This is a genomic window from Fulvivirga ligni (assembly GCF_021389935.1).
In the GTDB taxonomy this organism is placed as follows: domain Bacteria; phylum Bacteroidota; class Bacteroidia; order Cytophagales; family Cyclobacteriaceae; genus Fulvivirga; species Fulvivirga ligni.
Window position 1 is genome coordinate 5,651,259 of the sequence record NZ_CP089979.1, and the last position, 23,680, is coordinate 5,674,938.

A 23,680-nucleotide genomic window follows, 5' to 3' on the forward strand; every position below is an offset into this window, starting at 1 on the left:
AGCTTAAGTATCTTAATTGGGATATGACATTGGCAGCCGAACAAGGATAATAATGCTAAGCTACCGTATTAAATTTAAAGGGATCTATTTTTGTATTTACACTGCTTCAGACTCAATTGAAGAGGCCTCTTGAAAACTCTCATCTACATTCTATAACAGAACCTTAACTCAATAGTCCACCTCAACTTTAATCACCAAATTCACCTTTTAAAATAAAATGATAATCAAACCCTAAAAAAGTCAACCCTCACATAACTCACCCTCAGTTTGTCTGAAAAATAAGTTTATCCAATTTGTTGCCAACCTAAAAACTAAAAAATGGAAAGACTTAAAGGAAAGATAGCCATCATTACTGGTGGCGCCAGTGGCATAGGAAGGGCAACGGCTGAAAAGTTTATTAAAGAAGGCGCTCAGGTAGCCATTTGGGATATCACCGAAGACATTGGCAAACAAACCGCAGCAGAACTTGGCCATGGCACCCGCTTTTATAAAGTGGACACCGCATCAAAAAATTCCGTAGAGCAAGCCACGCAAAAAACGATTCAAGACTTTGGTAAAGTACATATCCTCATTAATAACGCCGGCATCACTAGGGATTCCACTTTAGGAAAAATGACTGATGACCAATGGCAGCAGGTCATCAACGTTAACCTAAATGGTGTTTACTACTGCACCAAAGCAGTATCTCCCTATATGATTGAGCAGCAGTATGGCCGCATTATTAATGCTTCTTCTGTGGTAGGATTATATGGCAATTTCGGTCAAACCAACTATGTAGCCACCAAAGCTGGAGTCATTGGAATGACAAAGGTTTGGGCCAAGGAGCTGGGACGAAAAGGCATAACAGTAAATGCCGTGGCGCCTGGGTTTATTGCTACCGAAATGGTGAAAAAGATGCCTGAAAAGGTGATCAAAATGATGGAAGACAAAACCCCTCTTTCAAGATTGGGCCAACCGGAAGAAATTGCCAATGCCTATGCGTTTTTGGCCTCTGACGAAGCATCATTCATTAGCGGCACTACACTTAGCGTAGATGGCGCGGTAACTATTTAAGCATTCAACCCTACGTGGCACTCGCCTCATGAAACTATCTACTATGAGAAAAGCAGTTATTACTGGCACAGGATCCTATGCACCTGAGCAGGTACTGAAAAATGAATATTTCAACGAATTACTAGGTGAAGATGTAGACACATGGCTGCGCGAAAACCTAACCATAGAGCAGCGCCATTGGTGCGCTGACGATGAATCTACCGTAGATCTGTGTGAAAAGGCCGCACTAAAAGCACTGGAAAGTGCAGGAATAGCCGCCAAGGAACTAGACCAGATCATCATTTCTACTGACACCCCAGAATACATTTCTCCAGCCACGGCTTCTGTGCTCCAGCATCGTCTGGGAGCAGAAGGTGCCGGCACTTTTGATCTCAATACTGCATGCGCTGGCTTTGTGTCGGCTATTGATACGGCTTCTAAATACATCCTGGCAGATGAGCAGTACAAACATATTTTGGTCATCGGGGTATATGCCATGAGCAAATACCTGAACAAGTCCGACAAGAAAACGGTAACGCTGTTTGCCGATGGTGCCGGTGCCGTGGTGCTAAGCGCCAAGGATAATACAGACAGTGGCTTTCTAAACGCGCACCAGTTCACCCAGGGCCAGTACCACGACTGGATGGGAATTTATGCCGGTGGGACACACTGCCCCATTACCGAAACGGCCGTTCAGAATGGAAAGCATCAACTGCAGTTTGTGAAGAAATTCCCTAAAGAACTGAACCCTGAAATGTGGACCAAAATGAGTTTGCGCATGGCCAGAGAAGCAGGTATTGAAGTATGTCAGGTTAGTAAATTTTTCCTTACTCAGATTAACATCAATAGCATTTATGAAATGCTGGAAAATCTGAACCTGGCGAAGGACAAAGCCAAATACATCATGCATAAATATGGGTACACTGGTTCTGCAGCCATTCCTATGGCGTTGGATGAGGCAGTAAGAAAGGGAGAGATCCAGAAAGGGGATTACATTTTCCTTATCGGTTCTGGCGGAGGGCTTTCATTTGCCGGAGCAGCTTTTAAATTTTAACTTACCTGATAATATGGATAAATATCCCATTATACTTGGTCAAATTTCGGTAGTAACAGCCACCTACTCATTACTGGGGGTTTATGCTATGGCTGTTTTATATTTTGTGGTTAATGGCATGCGAAAAACTACAAATATGAGCGATTATGCTTTAGGCAGCGTGCAGTTTTCACCTGCCTTTGTAGGCTTGTCATTAGCGGCCTCCATGACCAGCGCAGCTACGTTTATTATTAACCCTGGCCTTATTGGCACCTATGGCATCAGCGGTTTCATTTCATATGGATTAGCATTGCCTGTAGCGGCCATTTTTTCTTTGGTTTTACTCACCAAGGGCTTTCGCAAATTCGGCAATAAAGTATCTGCCTTAACCATGGCCCAATGGATGGGAAACCGATATAAAAACGAGAAATTCGCCCTGTTTTTCGCATTTCTATCTCTCTTACTCATCACTTTCATCGTCCTTATCTGTGTAGGGATAACTCAGGTTTTATCAAAGGCCTTAGGATTGGACCCAGCTTATGCGCTGGCCGGAGTAATCGTTTTTGTGTTTGGCTACATGATGTTCGGAGGAGCCAACTCTATGGTCTACACCAATACCATTCAGGCAGTATCTATGGTCATAGTAGCTATCATATTAATCAGCTCAGGTTATGAGTATTTTGAAAAGGGAGTCAATGATTTTTTTAACAAACTCACTGCAATCGATCCCAATTTAACAAAGCCGCTTAATCCTGAAAGTCCGCTCTTTAGAGATTATTTTGAAATCATATTTTGTCAGATAGTTGTAGGTATAGCAGTGGTTTGTCAACCGCATATACTTACTAAGTCACTTTTACTAAAAAAGTCTACCGATGTAAACCGCTATTTATTGGTTGGAGCCACGGTGCAATTCCTGTTTTTTCTGGTTGTCATTGCCGGGCTTTATGCTCGTATTGAATTTCCAGATATGAAAATTGGAGACACACCGATCGCTCCCGATGGATTGATCTCCACCTATGTAGTCACTAAGTTTCCGGTTTATCTCAGCATTATTATCATTTTCGGACTTATTTCGGCAGGCATGTCTACGCTGGAAGGACTAATTCAAAGCCTTTCATCCACCATTACTTCTGACATCATCATGAAAGTTAGCCCCGAGGCCTTCCGAAAGAAGCTTGAAGATGGGAAAGCCGGGATAATGGTGAATAAAATAGTCATCATTCTATTGGCCATTGTATCTTTTTTGTTTTCATATCAGCAGCTGATTAATCCTAATATGAGTGTAGCCATATTTGCTCAAAATGGCGTTTATGCATATTTCTCTTGCGCTTTCATTCCGGTTCTATTCGGCATGTTTTTGCCAAGAGCCAATACCAATGCGGTAATCATTGCTGCGCTTAGCGCTTTAATTATTCACTTTGGCATGTACTATGGCGGCATTACTGCTTACATGCAGACTACAGTGAAAAACCCTGCCATTGCTTCTACAGCTGCCATTCTGGGATCCAGCATCATCGGAATTTTATTGTATTTTGTACTACCTAAAAAGCAATACCATGATATGTGATTGGCTGACAAAATGGAGCCTCTACTGTCCGGATAAAGTGGCAGTGAAAGAGGTAAATAGGCAAGATACTTTGAATTATAGCCAGCTGAATCAGGCCGCTAATAGCCTCAGTGCGTGGCTGGAAGAGCAACATAACATCCGCAAAGGCGATCGCATATTGGTGTTAGCCAATTTTCACATGGAGTATGTGAGTCTTTTAGGGGTGACACAAAAAACAGGAGCTATTTTAGTCCCTATAAACTATCGGCTTTCGCCATCAGAAATAGCTTTTTTGGTAAAGAATTCAGATCCAAGCCTCATTATAGTAGCGGATGAATATCGACCTCTGTTAGATGAGGTGCCCGCGCTGCTTTATGAGAAAATTATTAGCTTTCAGTTCTTTTCTGACTTTGTTCAGAAAAACAAGGACAGCAACATCACCTACAAAGCGAAGACCCTGGAAGAAACGCATCCCGCTTTCATTCTGTATACTTCTGGCACTACCGGGCAGCCAAAAGGTGCTGTTTACACCCATGGCATGATGCTTTGGAACAGTTTGAATACAGCCCTTCGACTACAGATTACCTTTAATGACATCAACCTCAATGTTATGCCGCCATTTCATACTGGCGGCTGGAATGTACTCACCACCCCTATTTTGCATGCTGGGGGTACCATGATTATGATGCCAAAATTTGATGCTAAAAACATTCTTCATCTGCTGGAAAGTGAAAAGGTAAGCATATTTATGGCAGTACCTACCATGGTACGCATGATGAGCGACTGCCCGCTATTTGAAAAAGCAAATTTTGAAGCTTTACGCTATATGATTGTAGGAGGCGAGGCGCTTCCGGTACCGCTCATAGAACAGTGGGCAGATCAGGGAGTGCCTATCCGTCAGGGGTTTGGGTTAACGGAATGCGGACCTAATATTTTCTCATTAGAAGCCAGAGATGCAATACGCAAAAGAGGTTCCATTGGCTTTCCTAACTTTTATGTGGAGTGCAAGCTAATGAATGAGGACGGAGTGGAAGCTAGTGCCAATGAAAATGGAGAGCTCTGGATAAAAGGCCCGATTGTTACACCTGGCTATTGGCGAAATATCTCGGCCACCGAAAAGTCCATTCAGGATGGTTGGTTTAAAACGGGAGACATTCTCATGAAAGATTCGGAAGGTTATTTTTACGTGGTGGATAGAATTAAAAATATGTTTATATCTGGCGGCGAAAATGTATATCCCGCTGAAATCGAGAAGTGCTTATTGCAGCATGAAGCTATAAAAGAGGTTTGTGTAGTGGGTGTGCCCGATGATAAATGGGGTGAAGTAGGCAAAGCTTTTCTTATTATGCATGAAAATGTACCAATGAGCATGATTAAAGACTACTGCTGTGAAAAGCTGGCTAAATACAAAGTGCCAAAATTTTTTGAAGTGATTTCTGAGTTGCCAAAAAATGATACTGGTAAAATCAATAGAAAAGCACTGTCAGCATTGCCACATCAGGTGTGACGATCATTTTTATAATATCATAAAAATCAATTAAATTGATAGCTACTGAACCTCTTTTAGGATAGCGCACTTTGAAAAAACAAAAGCTTAAGAAATTTAATGAGTTTATAGATAGTCTCTTACCTCATGAGACTACCTTCCTTCTGAACAAACAGCAGTTTGAAGATCCCGACAACCTCACCATACTGAAGCAAACACACGAATTGGTAGCCGGGGTTAATGATACTGCAGGCTTTTCTACCCATATTGATAAGCGCAAATATAGCCGCATGATGCGGTGGATATCGGATAACTTGTCGCAAAGTGATGTCGATATTGAATTTGATTATCTGATCAATCTGGAGCAGAAGCTCATGAAGGATGCTATTAATTTTGACAATGAGCTGGAGCTTCTGAAGCTCATAAAAAGCACAGATACAGGCCATTATTACTTCATGAAGCGGTTTGAACTGGCTATGCATTTGCTCAACTATCTGCTCATTCGAATGCGCCACAAGGAGTATAATGAGGTGGTCAGTTTTGTGAATAAATATAAAAACAGCTACGATCATTGCCGGCTGGTATATGGCCGTATACAAGAAGCCACTTCGGACATCACCAGTCAGTATACTTTCAATGATAAGGAGTCTAAACAATGGGAAAGTTGGCTATTGACCATTTTCAGAGATCCCATGATGGATGGCATGAATCGCTATTATGCGCTAGTTAGACTAATATTTCTTTATTACAACTATAACCAGCAAGAGAAAATGGAGAACCTCTTCGAAGAGGTGGAGCCACTGCTGGAGTCAGGTAATTTTTATAGTAAACGCATTCTGATCAACTATTATGGCAACCGGCTGCTTTACCATAGCAAAGCCAATCAGCTGGACCTGGCGGAAAAGTATGGCTACCTTTCTATAAGAACTGAAAACAGCGACTACCTGCACTACATTAATAATCTCAACACTGTTCTTCTTAAAAAAGGAAAAATCAAGGAAGCATTGGCTTTAATGAGGCAGGCCTTTCCTCAGGCTAAAAAAACTTCAAACTTTCATCATAGAGTGAGCTTTGTAGCTTCCTATGTGCGTTGTCTCACAGATTCAGGAGAGATTTCCAATGCCATTACGCATGCCGAAATATTTCTGAATGCCTATAAAAAAGAGCTATTGCAGCACAGATGGCATTTCTATTTTACAGTATACTTCAGAGCCTTACTGCTACATGGTCATTATAGGAAAATTATTCAGATAATAAACAAATTCCGACTCATCGATCGCGAGACTAAATACCTGGAAAAAATTAAATCCGTGGCCACGCTGGAATGGTACTACTATGCTGCTTCATACAAGAGTGAAAAAATAGAATTACCAGAATTAAAGCAGTATACAAAGGCATTTCTTTCTGTCTATGACAAAATCAGTAACAGAAGTAAAGCAGTAAATGAACTTCTGGCCGACACCCGAAAAGTTATTCCTGAACTCTTCACTTAAAAGTCGCACCCTTTCACAAAATTACAAATGGCCTTAAAATACTCAATGAGAATAATAATATAATTCTAAGCGTAATAGTCAATCCCTCTTTTATACAACTCTGGAATTACAATGCCATTAGCTTTCATAGCTTAGCCTATATAATCAACCGAAAGCAATGACAGCTATATATTTTAATAGAGTATCCCAATTATCCTTATTGATCTTTCTTATGATGACAACCAATACCCCACATACCAAAGCGCAAGATAAGTTTAGTGAACTGGTATACCCTTTTGAAATGCATATTATGCAATCGATTGAAGGTATTGAAGTAGCATACGCTGATGAAGGATCAGCAAATGAAGAAACTATTCTTTTTGTGCACGGACTGGGAAGCTATGCACCCAGTTGGAAATATACTGTTCAAGAGCTTTCAAAGACTTACCGTTGCATTGTTGTGGATTTGGCAGGATATGGTAAATCATCTAAAGGCAAATATCCCGCAAGCATGGCTTTTCATAGCAAGCACCTGTTTCAGCTCATGGAAAAACTGGGCATCGAGTCCTATCATTTGGTAGGCCATTCTATGGGTGGGCAAATCGGACTTACTATGGCACTGGATCGACCAGATCAGATAAAATCGCTAGTACTGATAGCACCTGCCGGCATTGAAACTTTCACAGAAGAGGAAGCGGCCTTTTTGAAAAAAGTGAGTACCCCTGAGTTAATCGCATCAGTAAGCGATGAGCAGTACAGAGCTAACCTCAATATGAACTTCTACAGCATGGATGAGAGAGCCGAGTTTATGTATAACGATAGAATGCTCATTAAAACAGATCCGCTTTTCAAAGATTACTGCTTTGTAGTATCTGAAGGTATAAAAGGGATGCTAAATGGGCCGGTTTATGATCAGCTGTCAAATATTCAGTGCCCCAGCTTGATCATATTTGGCAAGCAAGATCAGCTTATTCCTAATCGGTATTTGCATAAAGATCTAACCACAGAGTTCATAGCCAACAGAGCAAAAGAAGCTATCCCACATGCTGAGATGCATATGATAGACAAAGCCGGTCACTTTGCACATTTCGACCAACCAGAAAAAATCAATACCCTTATTAATAAATTTCTACGTACTAATAACCATTAACTCACTATGAAAATCTTATATACCATTTTGTGTGGCATATGCCTGCTCTATTCAGGCTTTGCCTTTGGGCAGGAAGCCGTTGTTACTGGGCGCTTGTTAGATGGAGACAGCCAGCAGCCGCTACCAGGCGTAAGCGTCAGAGTTAAAGGAACCCAGCAAGGTGTTTCTTCTGATGTAGATGGCTCATTCCGATTAAGTTTAAAATCTACTCCGGCTACTATCATTTTTAGCTATATAGGATTTGAAAGCCAGGAGAAGGAAATTCAGGGCTCTGGGTCTTTAGGAGATTTCATTATGAAACCTTCATTGATCTTTATGGCTGATCAGGTGGTTATTTCAGGGACTCGCCAAGCCGAAAAGATCACAAAAACGCCAGCAACTATTCAACTAATCAATTCTAAATCCATCGAAGAGCTACCCTCTTTCAACCCAGGAGAATTACTTTCTCGTGTAAAAGGTGTTGAATTTGTACGATCAGGGGTAATCGGCACCGGAATAAATATACGAGGCTTCAACAGTAACTTCAATTCTAAAAACCTACAAGTGAATGATGGCAGATTCGCCACCTTAATTGCTACAGGCCTTCCATTGGGGCCTTTATCAACATTTATTAAAGAAGATATTGATCGAGTAGAAGTTATTTTAGGACCTAATGCTGCACTTTATGGACCTAATGCCCACAATGGATTGGTAAATACTATTATGAAAGATCCACGTGCTTCACAAGGTACAACCATAGCCTTAGGCGCTGGTAACCAAAATATGCTTACGGCCAGAGTAAGACATGCTCAGGTACTGAATGATAAATTTGCCTTCAGAGTATCTGGGGAATATACCAAAGGCACCGAATTTGATTTTGTAGACTCCGTGTACATGATCAGAGGCGGCTCATTAGGCGCATATGAAGAATTGGAATTAGACAATGACTTCAGTTTTTTAAAGGGCAACGCTTCCCTGGTTTATAATATCACCGAGCGCGCCGAGCTTGTAGCCACCTGGGGAGGAAGTAATACCACTTACCTCGCTCCTACCAATGTGGGAAGAAATCAAATTAAAGACTGGAAAATCAACCACTATGGATTGAAACTCATCTCAGAACACTGGTTTGCACAAGCATACTACACCACCAGCAAAACAGACTCTACCTATTCAATAGACGAGCGCACTAAGCAATATTATCGAGGCATTGATTCAGGCCTAACAGATAACCAGGCAAGAGGAGCATTTTCTTACCAAAGTGGTGCCTTATTTATAGATGATTCCCGTCGTTTAAATGGTGAAATTCAGTACAACAACAGCCTGGGCAAGCTTAACATAGTGGTAGGAGCCCAAGGGCAAAGAGATATGGCCAATAGCCATGGCACATATCTGCTAGATAAAGATGAAGATGACTACATTACTATCAACCAATTTGGTGTATATGGCCAGTTTGACTACGATCTCGGCAATGGGTTCAAACTAACTGCAGTCGCCAGAGGAGACTATCACGAGGTGTATGAGTTTAACTTCGTACCAAAAGCAGGCTTGGTAAAATCAGTGGGTAAAGATGGTGCTATTCGCCTGACCTACAGTAAAGGAATAGCTGCGCCTACCATATTAAATATGTATGGAAACTTATTCAACGGACTTATTCTAGGCAATGCTGAAGGATTTACGTTAAACGATGGATCAGCGGTAGAAAAACAGAAAGTAGAGGAAATTCAGACTATTGAACTAGGCTACAAAGGCAAATTAAATAACAGATTATATACTGACATTAATGCTTACTACAACAAATCCAAGAATTTCCTAAGCCCGGTAACCGTAGTTGGAGTAGCCACCGAAAGGGGTGATCAACCTATGTCAGAGGTACAAGATGGCTATGGTGTATACGGCGGACTAGTAGCCACTTACGTGAATTTTGGAGAAGTAAACACGTTTGGCTTTGATATAGGATTGAACTACCAATTGATGAATCATCTAACTCTTGATTTCAATTATTCATTCTTCGATTATTCTGTGGATGAAGATGATCTGGACAACGATTTTGACAAAGATGGGAAGGTAACTAAACTTGACATTCTGGTTAACTCTCCCAAGAACAGAGCAGGATTAGGGTTAAACTACTCAGGTAATAAGTTTTTCGGAACCGTCTTCGCGCGTTGGGTTGAAGAATATGATTACTTCTCTAGTTTCCAAATTGCTGCCAAGTCGCAACCTGAGTTGAGTTACCGTGGAGTTCCTATCAAGGAAAATGCTAGAAGCGCTGATACCTGGAACTATGGTCCCTTAGGAGGATTTGTAGACGTAGACCTCTCTTTAGGCTATCATATTATTCAGAATAAGCTAAGCTTATCAGGACAGGTGACCAACCCATTTGATGCAGAGTTCAGAGAATTCACTGCCTCTCCATTCATAGGCCGATTATATAGCGTACAGCTGAAACTGGACTTACCAGCGATAAGTAAAAAAACAAGCAAGTAAAAAGAATCCCAACCAACCTTTAATAATAATTGGTATGCTGTTCTTATGAGTCTTGAACTCTAAGTATAGCGTACCTTTTTTTATAGTCCCCCATCCAGAAAACTACCCTATTGTATTTGAGAGGAATTCTCTACTGATAAAAGTAGCTCCACATCAATTTCAAAACTTCGGATTTGCTACCTAATTGGTTGTATTTTAAGGTGCCTTAGAGAAATCTAATAGATGATAAAGACAGCAGCTAGGTCTTAGAAGAAAAGATATTGGAATGTAATTACGATTCAGAAAACCGACAGTGTCTTAGGTTGGCTGGAAGGTATTCCTGACATGGTTAAAATCAAAAATCTACTCCATATAAGTACAGAGTAGACAGTTAATCTTAATTGAACGTTAGTTCTGAGAAATGAATAGGCCAGTAAAGAGGAGTAAAATTACTCCTCAAATAATGCCTTTATCTTTTGAAATTTACTTTCGTAATTCTGCTTTTTTCTATTGATGAATAGCGTTACACCAATTAGTGATAACATTACAAATGCGATAGAGCTTCCAGCAAACTTCAGCACCGTCATACGCTCAGCTTCTAATTTAGCCTGCTTCACTTCACGGTGATGCGCTTCCACCTCTTTATCAAGCACTACCTGCAGCTTTTTAAAATCCAGCTGATCAGCTAACTCTGCTTTCAATTCTTCTTGATGCTTACGAAGATCCTCAACTCTAAAAATATCCTGATGATCCACTCTGGCATTTTCAGACACTAGAGCTCTTTGAGATTTAGAAATGAGGTCTAATGTACTTACGAAATACTCATTAATCACCTCTTTATCAGCTAATTCAATAGCTTGATTAAAAACTTCAATAGCTTTTTTATGATTTCCCTGTAGTTGGTAGAATTCGCCTTCTATGTTACGGCTTTCAATAATTGACTTTTGACTTAGATTAATTTCACCTTGCAATTTCTTTCCTTTAGATATCCAATTGCTAGCTTCGCTGAAGTCCCCTTTATACATATAAGCGTTGGCGAGGTTATCATATGTCTTATATTTCTGCTCACTTGATATTTCTGAGAAAGCTAAGGCTTTTCGATAGTTTTCTATTGCTTGATCATATTCTTTTTCTAGGTAATAAATATTACCAAGCTCTGTATAAAATACCGACAAATCTTCACTATTATCAGTATTAATGTTAATCACCTTATTTTGAAATACTTTCGCATCATCCCATCTTTCCAGTTTCAAGTAGCATGTCGCAATATTTGAATACGCATATGAAAGGTATTTGAAATCTTTTTCATTATGATAAATTTTAGCTGACTTTTCAAAATAAGGAAGTGCTTGATTATATCCTTCCACTTCCAAAAAGATCAGTCCTATGCTGTTTAATGCATCTGCTACTCTAACAATATCATCAACTTGAGAATACAAATCATAAGCAATTAAGTAATGATCAAGCGCTGCCTCATGATTACCATCTTTTCTTAATAAAGATCCCTTCACAAATTCTGATCGACCTTGATACTCAATATTTTCAACTTCTATCGCAAGTGTGTTTAGTTTATCAATATAAATTAGAGCGGTTTCAGGATCGGATGATTTATAACTTTTGTATAAATTGAAATAAACATCCATGCGATTCAAATCAGTTAAATTAGGATCATTTAATAATCCTTCCAGAGATTGTGCATCCTCCGGTATTGTGTTGATGGAAACATCATCACTTTGATCAGCACAAGCACTAAAACAAAGTGCTATCATCAAGTACACAAATATCTTTCGTGGGTTTAGGTTAGTCATTACTTTAATATTAGGTTGACACTGACTAATTAATTTATTTATAAGTTGATCTAATTTAGGCTTATCCATCTCTATCAACTTCATGCCCCTCATTCCCATGAGGCTCTGTATTCTTAGGATTTACATCCCCGTTAGGATCACTACAAGACGCTAAGCAAAAGCTAGATATGGCAGCTACAAAAAGTATTCTTTTTAAAATTCTCATAGTATCGTTAATTTAATTTAGTGACATATTTTACAATATAGCTAAATATTTATTATTTGTCACAATATATCCATAACAGGTAAAGCCACTTATATACCATTTGAATTAAAAGACTAGCTTCGAACTTAATCTCTCTCAGCCACCTGACCTTCGTCCCCATGAGGATCAGTATAGGTTTGGACATCTTCTCTTTCGCCAACAGGCTCACCCTCATTACCATGTGGATCAGTATAGGCTTGAACATCTTCACGTTCACCAACTGGCTCTCCCTCATTACCTGATGGAGTAGTATATTTTTCAGATTCAAAATTCGGATCACTACAAGATGTGGCTAATGAAAAAAAGCCCGCCATAGCGACAATAATAAATACCTTAGATAAGATCTTCATTTTCATACAGGTTTAGTTGAACTCTTAATGCTCGAGGTGCAGTTGAGATACACAACGATAACATAAATATAATAATTAATTTAATTAGTTATATTCTCAGTGGTCCCGGCATATGTTCACGGGGTCATTTATTTCACATTTTGCAACTTTCTCTCTTATTTAATTGCAAAATCTTACGTCTACTCCATTTTATTATGAATTTAAATGTCAGCCAGAGAAGCTCAAAAACCGTTAAATAAAGCCATAAGGCTGACTAACTACTATGTCTAGCCCGTAATTTGGGGTATTTATATTACCTGACTTAGTAAATGATAATTATGCTCAAAGTGTGATAGAGTGGAGGAATTTAAAAAAAGGCTCTGCATAGCTCCTCCTCACTGATATTACTGAAATATTCGCTGCTTTTAAGATCATTTAGCGTACTTGAAACCACTTCTTCTCGGTGTTCCTTTCCTATTAAAGCTTCTATTATAGGTTCTATGTCTTTATTTACAAAGTAATCTCCATAGATCTCTAAAGCAGTAATTATGCCTTTATCCACATTCATATGTACCTCCACATGCCCTCCAGGAGTTTTAACTCCGTGCTTTAAGGCATATTTCGGAGAATGTCCAAAGTTCCAGTCCCAGGTGCTATATTTATCATCAGCTAACTTTTGTATCGCTGCCTTATCAGCTTCTGTTAGCACATAAGGTTGAGCATCAGGGTACATATTTATGATATGATCCATAACCAATTTTCTAAACTGATCTACTCCGATATCTTCCTTCAAGTGTGATGAAATGTTCGTAACCCTGCTGCGAACCGACTTGCGGGCCTTATCCTGGAATTTCAGAGGGTTCACTTTCAGTGCATCTGAAATATCCTTTATCTCAGAAGAATATAATAGTGTTCCGTGATGTAAAACCCTTTTCCTTTGATGGAATATGTGCTCAGCATTCCCTGAAAACTTCTGATCATTAATTAGTATGTCATTTCTCCCAGAAAAATGAGCTTTTACACCCAAAGAGGCTAGCACATCTATAATGGGTTGGTTATACTTTTTAAAATCTACCTTCGCTCCCTCTTCACCAAAACCCATGATGAATGTATAATTGATATTACCCAAATCATGAAAAACTGCCCCTCCCCCGGTTAGCCTTCTCACCACCTTAATGCTTTTCTCTTTTACATGATCTACATTAATCTCAGCGATAGTATTCTGATGTTTACCTACTATGATTGCATTATCATTCCGCCAAAGCATGAATATATTTTCATCGAAATTCTTTAGAAAATATTCTTCGACGGCCTGATTAAAATAAGGTTCTATGCTGGGGTTATCTATGCATATCATAATTTAAATATTTCATAATACAACTTAGGAATGTCTTGCGGCTAATTAATCAGATACAAGTTCTTCTACCTTATTCCTTATACTCTCCATATTCTTTTCGGAAAATCCTGTAAACACCGACCTGACAATACGATTCTCGTCTAACAAAACAAAAAACGGCACTCCTTGAACCCCATATTGCTCAAGCAAATTAATATCTGGCAGTAGGTATGGATATTCAATACTATTCTTTTTTAAGTACTTACTAATTGCATCTTTATCATTTCTATACACTTCAATACTTATCACCGAAAAGCCTTTGTCAACAAATTCATTTTGGATTTTCTTTAACCTTGAAAGCGATAAATGGCAGGGCCCACAACTAATAGATGTAAAATCGATCAGAATTACTTTTTCACTCACCCCCTGGAGAGGAAACTCTCTGCCGTCAAGTTTTCTCAACCCCAATTCAGGTGCTTCATCTCCTATATTAATGGTAGGCTTACTGATTCTTTCATTTTTTATGCTGAAATTTTGTGGAATTTCGGCTAAAGCATCGATCGGGTTCATATTTGATTTACCGATTTGACTTTTAACAATTTCCACAATAGAGGCATGATGCTCTTGTTTACGATAGAGTTTGTAAGGGAGTAAAGATTTTTTATCAAACCAAACAGTATAAGTAGAATTAGCATACCCCTTTCTTCCCTGCACAACTATTAGATTACCCTGAACTTCAATTCTATGAGAATTAAACTGAAGATCTATCTGCAATATACTATCATTATCGGCCGTTACTTTGTATCGATGTACTTCCTTCTCAATGTCAACTTCTCCTTCATCAGAATTTTGCCACAAAATTTGCTGATGACCACGACCTGGATACAAAAAATACTCTAAAAGCGTTTGCACCTGTAGATAAAATGCAGCGTGTAAGACAAACCTTTCCTCTGGTTTTATAATGACGTCTTTTAAGATTACTTCCTTTTTTGACCAGTTAAAATCCGCAACAAACTTGCCATCGTATACCTGAGTCACCAAGGTCGTGTCATTCAAAAACCTTTTATAAGTGTAACCCACCACTGAGTCTTCCAAATTTCTATAGCCTTGAAATTTCTCAACATAACTGTACACAAAATTAGTGGTATCAAAAGGCGCTGAATCTTTACCGTTCAATACATATTCACAATTTTTTATTTGAGACAACTCATTTATAGCATTCTGCAAGAACTCACCAGGCTGTTGAGCGCATAGATTAGTTGCAGGCACTGCAATACATAAAACTGCAAATAGAGAAAAACGATAAAGACTTAACATATTAGCATTTATATTTTATGCCAATATAATATTAAAATATAAGAATCAATTACTGACTTACACTCTAAGAAAGCTCATCAATCTTCACTTTTTTGGTGTTTTCTGTCACCAAAAAGTCATTCTTAGATTTATGCATGGTAAGGATAGCTTTAAGCTGTTCCATCATGAAAATGTGAGATTTAGACAGTGCTCTCCAAATATCTTTAGAGGCACCTGCTAGTTTTAGTACCCATACAAAATTAACAAAGAACATGAATACAGAGAAAACGAGCACTGCTGTAAGTATTGGTGCTACAAAAAGACAAGCTACAGCAAGAAAAAATGCCGCTGCCATAAGTAGGAACAAGGGAGGAAGTCCACTATAGATACCAAATAGCATTTTCACGAATCTTAGTCGGAAGAAACCACTAAGAATGATACCCAAAGAATATCTTAAATTAATAAAGTATGATTTGAACCATCTAATTCTCTGATTCTTTATCTGATCTTTATTCTCAAGTTTTTCATCATACACGATAGCTTCGTATTCATAAGCTATCTTATGACCTTGCTCAATAATATAGTTAGCAAAATATTTATCCTCTCCATATATCACACCCTGCTCCTCTTTTTTGGTTATATCACCATAAAGAAACCCCTTCAATAATGAGGTTGTAAAAGCCATTCCCGAACCTGATAAGGTAGAGGATGCTCTTAAGCGAAATGGAACATATTTATCTACATAATTATGATACATTTCACCAGCTGCATCTAAGGCAGCCACTGTTGTATCTAAATTTTTCGCCATTCTTCTACCCTGCACAGCTTCGTAATGGTATCGAAATGTGTTTATTTTTTTAAGAAAATCACTTTTAATGAGGTTGTCAGGATCAAGTATAATAGAGGTATCATGATCTCTTACATAACTCTCTACAGCATATCTGATGGACTTTAATTTTGAGTTCAGCGGAGCACCAGGTACAGCAATAGTTAGCTTTTCATTTGGTGCTATATCAATTTCTTTATCGTAATTATCCACTACCAAATAAATATGATAGTTAGAGTAATCCGATCGATATATGGAGTCTAGTATTTCAGAAATAGTATTAATGCTTTTATAAGCTGTAATGATGAGAGCCATATCCTTTTCTACCTTCTCTTCGGGAAAGGAAATTTTAGGCATGACTAAAGAAAAGAGAGTGGTTAAGAAACTGAATAATAATAAGAAGGCAATGATGACAGTAAGTACTGTAAGAAATATAATCATACTTTTTTCAATTGTTAGAGGCTATGCAGCTTATGCTGAAAAGCACTCTTGTCTCAAATTTTAAACAAACTCAATTCTAAAGTCTCTTATTCAAAGTGACCTGAGTCCTCTCAATTTAGCAAAACTAATCAAAACTCAGAGTTGATACCTTTTAAGGTATTTTTAATTTTTAACACTAAATATATTGATTACTTAAAAAGTCTCAGCAAGAATTAAACACACTTTGAACAGAATGGTTAAAACCACCACCGGCGTTCAATGAACTGCTATATCTACAGTTTGAATACTACAATGAGAGCAAACATAACCTCGTAACGGCTAACATAATATAAGTCGAAATTATTAGACCTTCCGCCAATTGCTTGGCAACAAGGTTTTATCAAAACTGAAAATGCCATGAGAAAAGCAATAAAGTAACCACTGAAAACAAATACTTACAATTAATTTCTTATTGAATTATAAATAGTTAAATTAAATATTAGTATTTAAATATTATTGATAATGTAGGATAAAGGAACCATCAACCAACCCCCTTAATGCTATATCAAGATTTTTCATTGAACGTGGACAATTGTGACAGAGAGCCGATTGATCAACCTATGGCTATACAAGACTATGGGCACATGTTGGTTTTTCTCGAAGCTAATCCTAACTACCTTTTTGCAGCAAGTGAAGGGAGTATAGAACTCTTTAATCTTAATTCAAGTCAAATGTGGTCCACCCACGTTAAAAGATGGCTACCTTCTTCGCTGTTAAAACTTCATCAAAACATTGATAATTACAAAGCCTCAGTTATTCATAATCCTATTCTAATCAAAATTGATAAGAATGATTGGAATGCCATCATACACCATTGTGATGACAAGCTTTTTATTGAGTTAGAGCCTGTTCGGAGCGATAAGAAAGAATATTCATTTCACAGCATGATAAGAATGGTGTCTGACCCATTAACGTATATAAATTCTGAAGAAATGGCTTGCCGTGAGCTAGTTACGCAATTAAAGAGAATTACTGGCTACAATCGAGTAATGATTTTTCAATTTATCGCTGACAATCATGGACATGTGATAGGTGAAGCCAAAGATGAAGGGCTCGAGTCTTTATTAGGCCTACATTTCCCTTCATCAGACATCTCCACTGAGGTGAGGGAATCCTTTCTATCTAATAAAAGCAGAATTGCTCCAAACCTTCAATTAGATACAAAAAATCTGGTCTTTAATCCTGATGCTGATGAATCAGAGCTATATATCAATTTTTCAAACTCAGAATTAAGGCCTATACCAGATTCCCAGGCTGAATATCTGACAAGGATGGGAGTCATCTCTACCTTCACCGTTTCGATAATTTCTAATAACAAATTATGGGGAGTCATATCATGTCATCATTTAAGCCCTTACTTCTTATCCTATAAAGTGCGTAAAGCCTGTGAAATCATTGCTCAGCGATTCATTCACAGGTACACTGAAATTACAGAAGAGAAAAGGGACAAGGTTCTTGCTAAAAATGACAAAAATATCAATCGGCTTATAAGCAGCATAACTATTGACAAGGACATTGAAACGCAGCTCTTTGATGAAATTGACAAGATTCATTCTAGTCATATAGCAGATGGAGTAGCTGTAATAGGTTCTAATTCAGAAATAAGCACCATGGGTCTGGCTCCTGGCACCGATCAGCTTTTAAAACTAAAAAAATGGTTTTATGATAGTAGAATTAACTTTTTCATCACCGATCAAATAGTCAATGACCTGCCACTGAACCTTCAGACTGACAAGCTTATTAGCGGCTTGATCATGGCTCAAATAGGTGATTTTAATGATGCTATGGTCCTATGGTTCAGAAAAACAGAAACACAAAGCACCATTTGGAGTAATCCACCTGAAACTAATAACCGAACTAGCGTTAAACCAAAATCTTTCAAGAGATGGCAACAATTAGTTGATTCTCAGTGCGCTCCATGGAATGAAGCTGATATTATTTCTATTAAAAAATTACATGAAGCTCTTCTTCTAAAAGACACCCAAAGAAAAGCTGATCACGCTAACAATATGAGAAATGAGTTTGAGAGACTTACATATATCGCTGCACATGATTTACAGGAGCCTTTGAGAACCGTAACGAGCTATCTCACCCTAATTAAGGAAGATTTAGAGCAAAGTGATGAGGATAGCAGTTCTGCCTATATAGAGCGAGCATGTGAAGCTGCCAATAGGATGAAAATGATGGTAAGTGACATGCTTACATACAGTAAAATTGGACACAGCACCAGCATAGAATGGGTGAGTATACCACGAGTTATCAACGAGGTAATGAATGACATGATGGATATGATTAATGCAAAAGATGCATCTATCAAATGTGGTGCTTTACCTGAGATAAACGGCTCACACTATGAGATATTCCAACTATTCTACAACCTAATTAACAATGCTATTAAATACCAACCGAAAGGTAATGTGCCCATCATAAACATAAAAGCTAAGAGAGAAGGTAATTATTCTATCATAGACATCAAGGACAATGGTATTGGGATAGACAGTAAAAACACGGAGAAAATATTTCTTATGTTCCAGCGCCTGCATCGGAAAGATGAATATAGCGGCACTGGAATTGGGCTTGCTCAGTGTAAAAAAATTATGGATTCTCTCAAAGGAGATATCTGGGTTACGTCCACCTTAGGGCAAGGCAGTACTTTTCATTTAAAAATTCACGAATCTAAAATAAAGCATTAATGGACCTGATCTTATTAATAGATGATGATAAGGATGATAATTTTCTTCATACCAGAACTATCAAAAAAAGTGATATCACTAAGGAAGTTGCCTCATTTTTAGATGCGGAAGATGCTTTAGCATACTTGAAATCTGCAGAAACTAAAAAGCCAGATTTAATATTTTTGGATATAAATATGCCAAAAATGAATGGATGGGATTTCTTAAATGAATATACTAAACTTCCAGATGACAAAAAGGGCTCTATTGTAGTAATGCTCACAACCTCCGTTAACCCGGATGATAAACATAAGGCACTGAGCTTTCAGAATGTGGTTTCCTACACTAATAAACCTCTAACTCAAATGGAATTGTTGGATCTTATTAAAAAAGTAAGGCCTTAGAGTATTATAATTTTTTTTCTGTATAAGAATCATAAATAATTTTTCCATCCAGATAGTCAAAAGCTATTTTCATAGAATCAGATTGAGGAATTTCTATATGATAAACTTTATCAAAGGGAACTTTGGGAAAGTTTTTAATAGTATCTCCATTTTTAAAGAAGTACATATCAATTATGAGGGAGTCATAATAATATAGCGCAGACCTGAATTGCTGGCCAGAAGGATAATAGCTTATGGAATTCTGATGCTTTTTACCTTTTTTATATCTGGTTTCTGCAGCCTTCCGTGCATAATCATAGTAATCGACTCTGAGTTGCTCTTTGTTTTTCTTTTTGTGGTATCTTGTGATGAAATAACTATTTTCAGGCTTAGGAAATCTTTCAGGAGCATTTTTAAATACGAAGTAAGTACCTATGGCTCCTATAATAATTGCCCCCAATAAGGTAACTGAAAATATTCGGGATTTAGCCGAATGGCGTTTTTCTCTTTGTAAATGAAGTCTAACCCGCTCTTTTACATCATCTTTATTAATGTGATCAGGCTCCTCCTCTGCAGATCCTGCAGTAAGTATATCTTTTAATGACTTCCTGCCTTTCCTCACCTCTCTATTATATTTTAGAGAATCATTCATACCCTTTAAAAAGCCACCCATCATAATTATCGTAAGATTTGATTGTTGATAAAACTATAAATAATATCACTATCAGTCAACACATTGAACATTCGAAATAAAAGATGCAAATGTGTACAACAAAAAAAACCGGAACTAAAAGCTCCGGTTTTCTATATTCTTTAGATCTATTTTAATGATCAGCTTCACAGCTACATCCTACTTTCATATAGCTTTCAGCAGTTTCGTGCCAATCGAAAGCTTGGTTGTACTTATTGTTTTCCCAGTAGAATTTAGTCCTGGATTTCTCGTGATTTCCCAATTCATTCATGGTGTTGGCATCATATAAACGGCCATTAACCATAGTGTATATAACTGTATTACTGTTAGTTATACCTTGAAGAGGATTCTTATCCAAAACAATTAGATCAGCAAGTTTACCTTCTTTCAATGATCCAACTTGCTCATCAATACCCAGATAGTTTGCTCCGTTAATAGTGGCGGCCTTTAAAGCTTCCATATTACTCATTCCCCCTTGCTTTAGCATCCACAGTTCCCAGTGAGCGCCCAGGCCATGAAGCTGTCCGTGGGCTCCAAGGTTCACTTTCACACCATTATCAGCTAATGCTTTACAGGTTTCTGAAACCAGAATATGGCCATTTTTATATTCCTCTTCAGGTGCCATAGTTCTGTATCGGGACCTGGAATCAATCATTCCTCTAGGATAGAAAGTAAGGAGTTTCTCATCTTCCCAAACATTATAGTTCTGATAGAAATAATACTCACCATTCAGACCTCCGTAATTTACAATCAAAGTTGGTGTATAACCTGTATTGCTATTTCCCCAAAGCTCTAAAACATCCTTGTAAACTGGTGCTACTGGAATGTTATGTTCTATTCCAGTGTGCCCGTCCATGATCATGCTCATGTTATGATAGAAAGTGGAGCCACCTTCAGGCACCACAAGCATGTTTAGCTCTCTGGCAGCTTGAATTACCTGCTGTCTTTGGTTTCTTCTAGGCTGGTTATAACTCTTCACTGAAAAAGCGCCGAAAGCTTTAGTTCTTCTCAATGCGGAGCGAGCGTCTTCAAGGTTATTGATCTTCGCTTTAAAATCGCCATCGGCACCATAAAGGATAATACCTGTTGAGAACAGTCTTGGACCGCTCATTTCCCCAGACTTGATCAGCTCTGATAAGGCAAAAACTGTTTCAGTATTGGCCGAAGGATCATGCGCAGTAGTAACACCATAGGCCAGATTCGCATATAGAGGCCAGTGTTTTTGCGGTGTGATACCATAACCAAAAGCACTTACGTGAGCATGCACATCTACCAACCCAGGCATGATGGTTTTGCCCTTCACATCATACACCTTAGCTCCTGCAGGAATAGCGGTAGAAGCATCGCCAATGGCTTCTATTTTATTGCCATTAATAACGATTATACCATTTTCAATTACCTGCTCACCTTCCATGGTGATAATGGTAGCCCCAGTAAAAGCTACATATCCATCAGGATTAAAAGATCTGGCATTCAGTGCCACCTTCACTCCTACTGTATCAATGGGAGGAATGCTGTCTGGAGAACCTTCAAGGAAGGTAAATCTTTCTTTGATGTCATTGGTAAAGTATTCGTCACCTAAAGTCCAATGGATTTTCTTGCTATCGGCTGACCAATGGAGGTTAATGCCGGCATCACGCGTGATAGGAGCAACTGGCACAGATTTACTATTAGGATCAATGTCCAGCGTTTTACCAGTTAAAGGAAGCGGCGCAATGTATGCTTTATGTAAGTTAATGAATGCCACCCACTTATTATCCGGACTTGGAATAAGACGGTTGGCATACTTAGACTCCACATGTGTATGCTCATCATTACCTGCCAGATTCACACTTTTCAGCCTTTTAGTTAAGTTTCCGAAGAAATAACCACCCGTTTGGAAGAAAATACGATCTCCTTTTACACTGAACTGAGGATACTCACCATCTTCTGTCACCAGCTTAGCTTGCCCCCCATCCGCTGAAATAGTATAGATCCCCGAGTTTTTATCAAATGTGCCACCCAAAATGCTGTTGCCTGATTCTTTCACAAAAACCACCCTTTTGCCATCTGGAGAGATCGCAGGAGTACGGTATATCCCCTTTTCATTGGTGATACTAACTGGCTCTTTCTTTTTACCTTTTAATGAGATCTTCTTTACAGCTCCCATAGCTTCATCATCCCATGTTACATAAACCAGGGTACTGCCGTCAGCCGAGAAGACTGGCTCAAACTCAAACTCCTTGGCCGTGGTAATTCTCATGGGAGCGCCGTTAGGTAATTCTTTTTTATAAAGATGCCCTAGAGCATTAAATACCAGCCATTTACCATCAGGGGACGTGATAGCATTTCTGATATCTTTCACCTCAAATTCATCAGAGTCAATATCTCTTTTAAACTTGAGTGCTTCGGCTATTTTAATCGTATTTTGTACTTCAAAAGGTATATCTGCAACTTGAAGTGTACTTACATTAAGCTTTTTGATTTTACCTTCAGCCCAGAAATAGATATACTGATCATCTGGAGACCAATCGAAGTTAGGGTAAGTACCAAAAATAGCCCATGCCTCTTGCTGATCCTTATTTAATTTGTCATAAATAGGCCATTCTTCACCTGTAGCCAGGTCATGAAGAAAGAGTACGGTTTTAGTTCTTACTCGCTTTACGAAAGCTAAATATTTACCATTATTAGAAATGGTAGGTCTGCAGGCACCACCTGGTCCGCCGGTGATGGTTGTAGTTTCACCATCTTCAATTCCATAGCGTTTTACAGCATATATCTGGCTATTAGGGTCTTTGTTATACTGAAAATAACCCCCTGGATAAACATCTTCACAGTAATATAAATATTTGCCATTTGGCGACACATACGGCTCATTTACATCTTGCTGATCATTCTTTCTTTTGGTAAGCTGCATACCACTACCGCCTGTAATGTGGTACATCCACATTTCACCAGCACCTAAACTACGGCCAGAGGTAAAGTGCTTTCTGGCAATAAGATAATCACCATCAGGAGTCCAGACAGCATTATTTAGCAGCCTAAAATCTTCTTTTGTAATCTGCTTAGCGTCAGATCCATCTGTATTCATTACCCAGATATTATCTCCTCCACCGGCATCGCTGGTGAACGATATTTTCTTGCCATCCGGGCTAAAGCGAGGCTGCACTTCGAAGGGCAAACCTGATCTTAGGGCCGTTGCCTTTCCTCCCGCGGCTGGCATAATGTAGATATCACCGAGTAAGTCAAAAGTGATCTGACTACCATCAGGACTAACATCCAGATTCATCCAGGTCCCTTCTGTGGTAGAAAGTTCCATTTCTTTAAAATTCCACTCACCTTCAGGTTCGGCTACATTCCATTCTTTCTTGTCCTGGGCGCCTACCATACCGGCGATGCATAATAACACACTGAGGTATAAGTATTTCATATTTAGGTTTTTGTTTTAAAAAAGATTTGCAATATAATGGTTATC

General features: G+C 38.5%; 17 protein-coding genes. 9 read left to right on the plus strand and 8 right to left on the minus strand.

Features of this window, described 5'->3' with window-relative positions; genetic code table 11:
* Nucleotides 1-318: 318 nt before the first annotated feature.
* The 7 genes from fabG (at nt 319) to LVD16_RS23910 (ending at nt 10,182) form a co-directional block, all read left to right on the plus strand.
* A complete protein-coding gene (gene fabG / locus LVD16_RS23880; RefSeq protein ID WP_233770817.1) occupies nt 319-1,053 on the plus strand; it encodes a 3-oxoacyl-ACP reductase FabG in 735 nt (244 codons plus the stop codon).
* A gap of 43 nt (nt 1,054-1,096) precedes the next feature.
* A complete protein-coding gene (locus LVD16_RS23885) occupies nt 1,097-2,086 on the plus strand; it encodes a 3-oxoacyl-ACP synthase III family protein (protein WP_233770818.1) in 990 nt (329 codons plus the stop codon).
* Between the two features lie 13 nt (nt 2,087-2,099).
* Entirely contained in the window at nt 2,100-3,632 is a 1,533-nt protein-coding gene (locus tag LVD16_RS23890; RefSeq protein ID WP_233770819.1) for a sodium/pantothenate symporter, read from the plus strand.
* Entirely contained in the window at nt 3,622-5,118 is a 1,497-nt protein-coding gene (locus tag LVD16_RS23895; protein ID WP_233770820.1) for a class I adenylate-forming enzyme family protein, read from the plus strand. The genes LVD16_RS23890 and LVD16_RS23895 overlap by 11 nt, the downstream gene beginning before the upstream one ends.
* 71 nt (nt 5,119-5,189) lie before the next feature.
* Nucleotides 5,190-6,590 carry a tetratricopeptide repeat protein gene (locus LVD16_RS23900; protein WP_233770821.1) on the plus strand — a complete coding sequence of 467 codons (1,401 nt, stop codon included), beginning with the start codon at nt 5,190-5,192 and terminating at the stop codon, nt 6,588-6,590.
* Nucleotides 6,591-6,747: 157 nt separating this feature from the next.
* Nucleotides 6,748-7,719 carry an alpha/beta fold hydrolase gene (locus LVD16_RS23905; RefSeq protein ID WP_233770822.1) on the plus strand — a complete coding sequence of 324 codons (972 nt, stop codon included), beginning with the start codon at nt 6,748-6,750 and terminating at the stop codon, nt 7,717-7,719.
* Between the two features lie 6 nt (nt 7,720-7,725).
* Nucleotides 7,726-10,182 carry a TonB-dependent receptor gene (locus LVD16_RS23910; protein ID WP_233770823.1) on the plus strand — a complete coding sequence of 819 codons (2,457 nt, stop codon included), beginning with the start codon at nt 7,726-7,728 and terminating at the stop codon, nt 10,180-10,182.
* A gap of 428 nt (nt 10,183-10,610) precedes the next feature.
* Here LVD16_RS23910 and LVD16_RS23915 read toward each other — a convergent pair whose 3' ends face one another.
* The 6 genes from LVD16_RS23915 to LVD16_RS23940 form a co-directional block, all read right to left on the minus strand.
* Entirely contained in the window at nt 10,611-11,969 is a 1,359-nt protein-coding gene (locus LVD16_RS23915) for a tetratricopeptide repeat protein (RefSeq protein ID WP_233770824.1), read from the minus strand.
* Nucleotides 11,970-12,030: 61 nt separating this feature from the next.
* Nucleotides 12,031-12,174 (minus strand): hypothetical protein, encoded by a 144-nt coding sequence (locus LVD16_RS23920; RefSeq protein WP_233770825.1) that lies wholly within the window; start codon nt 12,172-12,174, stop codon nt 12,031-12,033.
* A 125-nt stretch (nt 12,175-12,299) separates the two neighbouring features.
* A complete protein-coding gene (locus LVD16_RS23925) occupies nt 12,300-12,563 on the minus strand; it encodes a hypothetical protein (protein WP_233770826.1) in 264 nt (87 codons plus the stop codon).
* A 346-nt stretch (nt 12,564-12,909) separates the two neighbouring features.
* Nucleotides 12,910-13,899, minus strand: a complete 990-nt coding sequence (gene lplA, locus LVD16_RS23930) for a lipoate--protein ligase (protein WP_233770827.1) — start codon at nt 13,897-13,899, stop codon at nt 12,910-12,912.
* Nucleotides 13,900-13,944: 45 nt separating this feature from the next.
* Nucleotides 13,945-15,195, minus strand: coding sequence for a TlpA family protein disulfide reductase (locus tag LVD16_RS23935; RefSeq protein WP_233770828.1), 1,251 nt, complete (start codon nt 15,193-15,195; stop codon nt 13,945-13,947).
* A gap of 64 nt (nt 15,196-15,259) precedes the next feature.
* The gene (locus LVD16_RS23940) at nt 15,260-16,441 is read right to left on the minus strand and encodes a glycosyltransferase (protein WP_233770829.1); all 1,182 of its coding nucleotides are present in this window, start codon (nt 16,439-16,441) and stop codon (nt 15,260-15,262) included.
* A 536-nt stretch (nt 16,442-16,977) separates the two neighbouring features.
* Between LVD16_RS23940 and LVD16_RS23945 the strand changes: the two genes are divergently transcribed.
* Entirely contained in the window at nt 16,978-19,173 is a 2,196-nt protein-coding gene (locus LVD16_RS23945) for an ATP-binding protein (protein ID WP_233770830.1), read from the plus strand.
* Entirely contained in the window at nt 19,173-19,556 is a 384-nt protein-coding gene (locus tag LVD16_RS23950; protein ID WP_233770831.1) for a response regulator, read from the plus strand. The genes LVD16_RS23945 and LVD16_RS23950 overlap by 1 nt, the downstream gene beginning before the upstream one ends.
* Nucleotides 19,557-19,560: 4 nt before the next feature.
* Here the strand turns inward: LVD16_RS23950 and LVD16_RS23955 are convergent, their stop codons facing one another.
* Both LVD16_RS23955 and LVD16_RS23960 read right to left on the minus strand, forming a co-directional pair.
* Nucleotides 19,561-20,187 carry a hypothetical protein gene (locus LVD16_RS23955; RefSeq protein ID WP_233770832.1) on the minus strand — a complete coding sequence of 209 codons (627 nt, stop codon included), beginning with the start codon at nt 20,185-20,187 and terminating at the stop codon, nt 19,561-19,563.
* Between the two features lie 172 nt (nt 20,188-20,359).
* On the minus strand, nt 20,360-23,635 hold the full coding sequence (locus LVD16_RS23960) for an amidohydrolase family protein (protein ID WP_233770833.1): 3,276 nt from the start codon (nt 23,633-23,635) through the stop codon (nt 20,360-20,362).
* Nucleotides 23,636-23,680 lie beyond the last annotated feature (45 nt).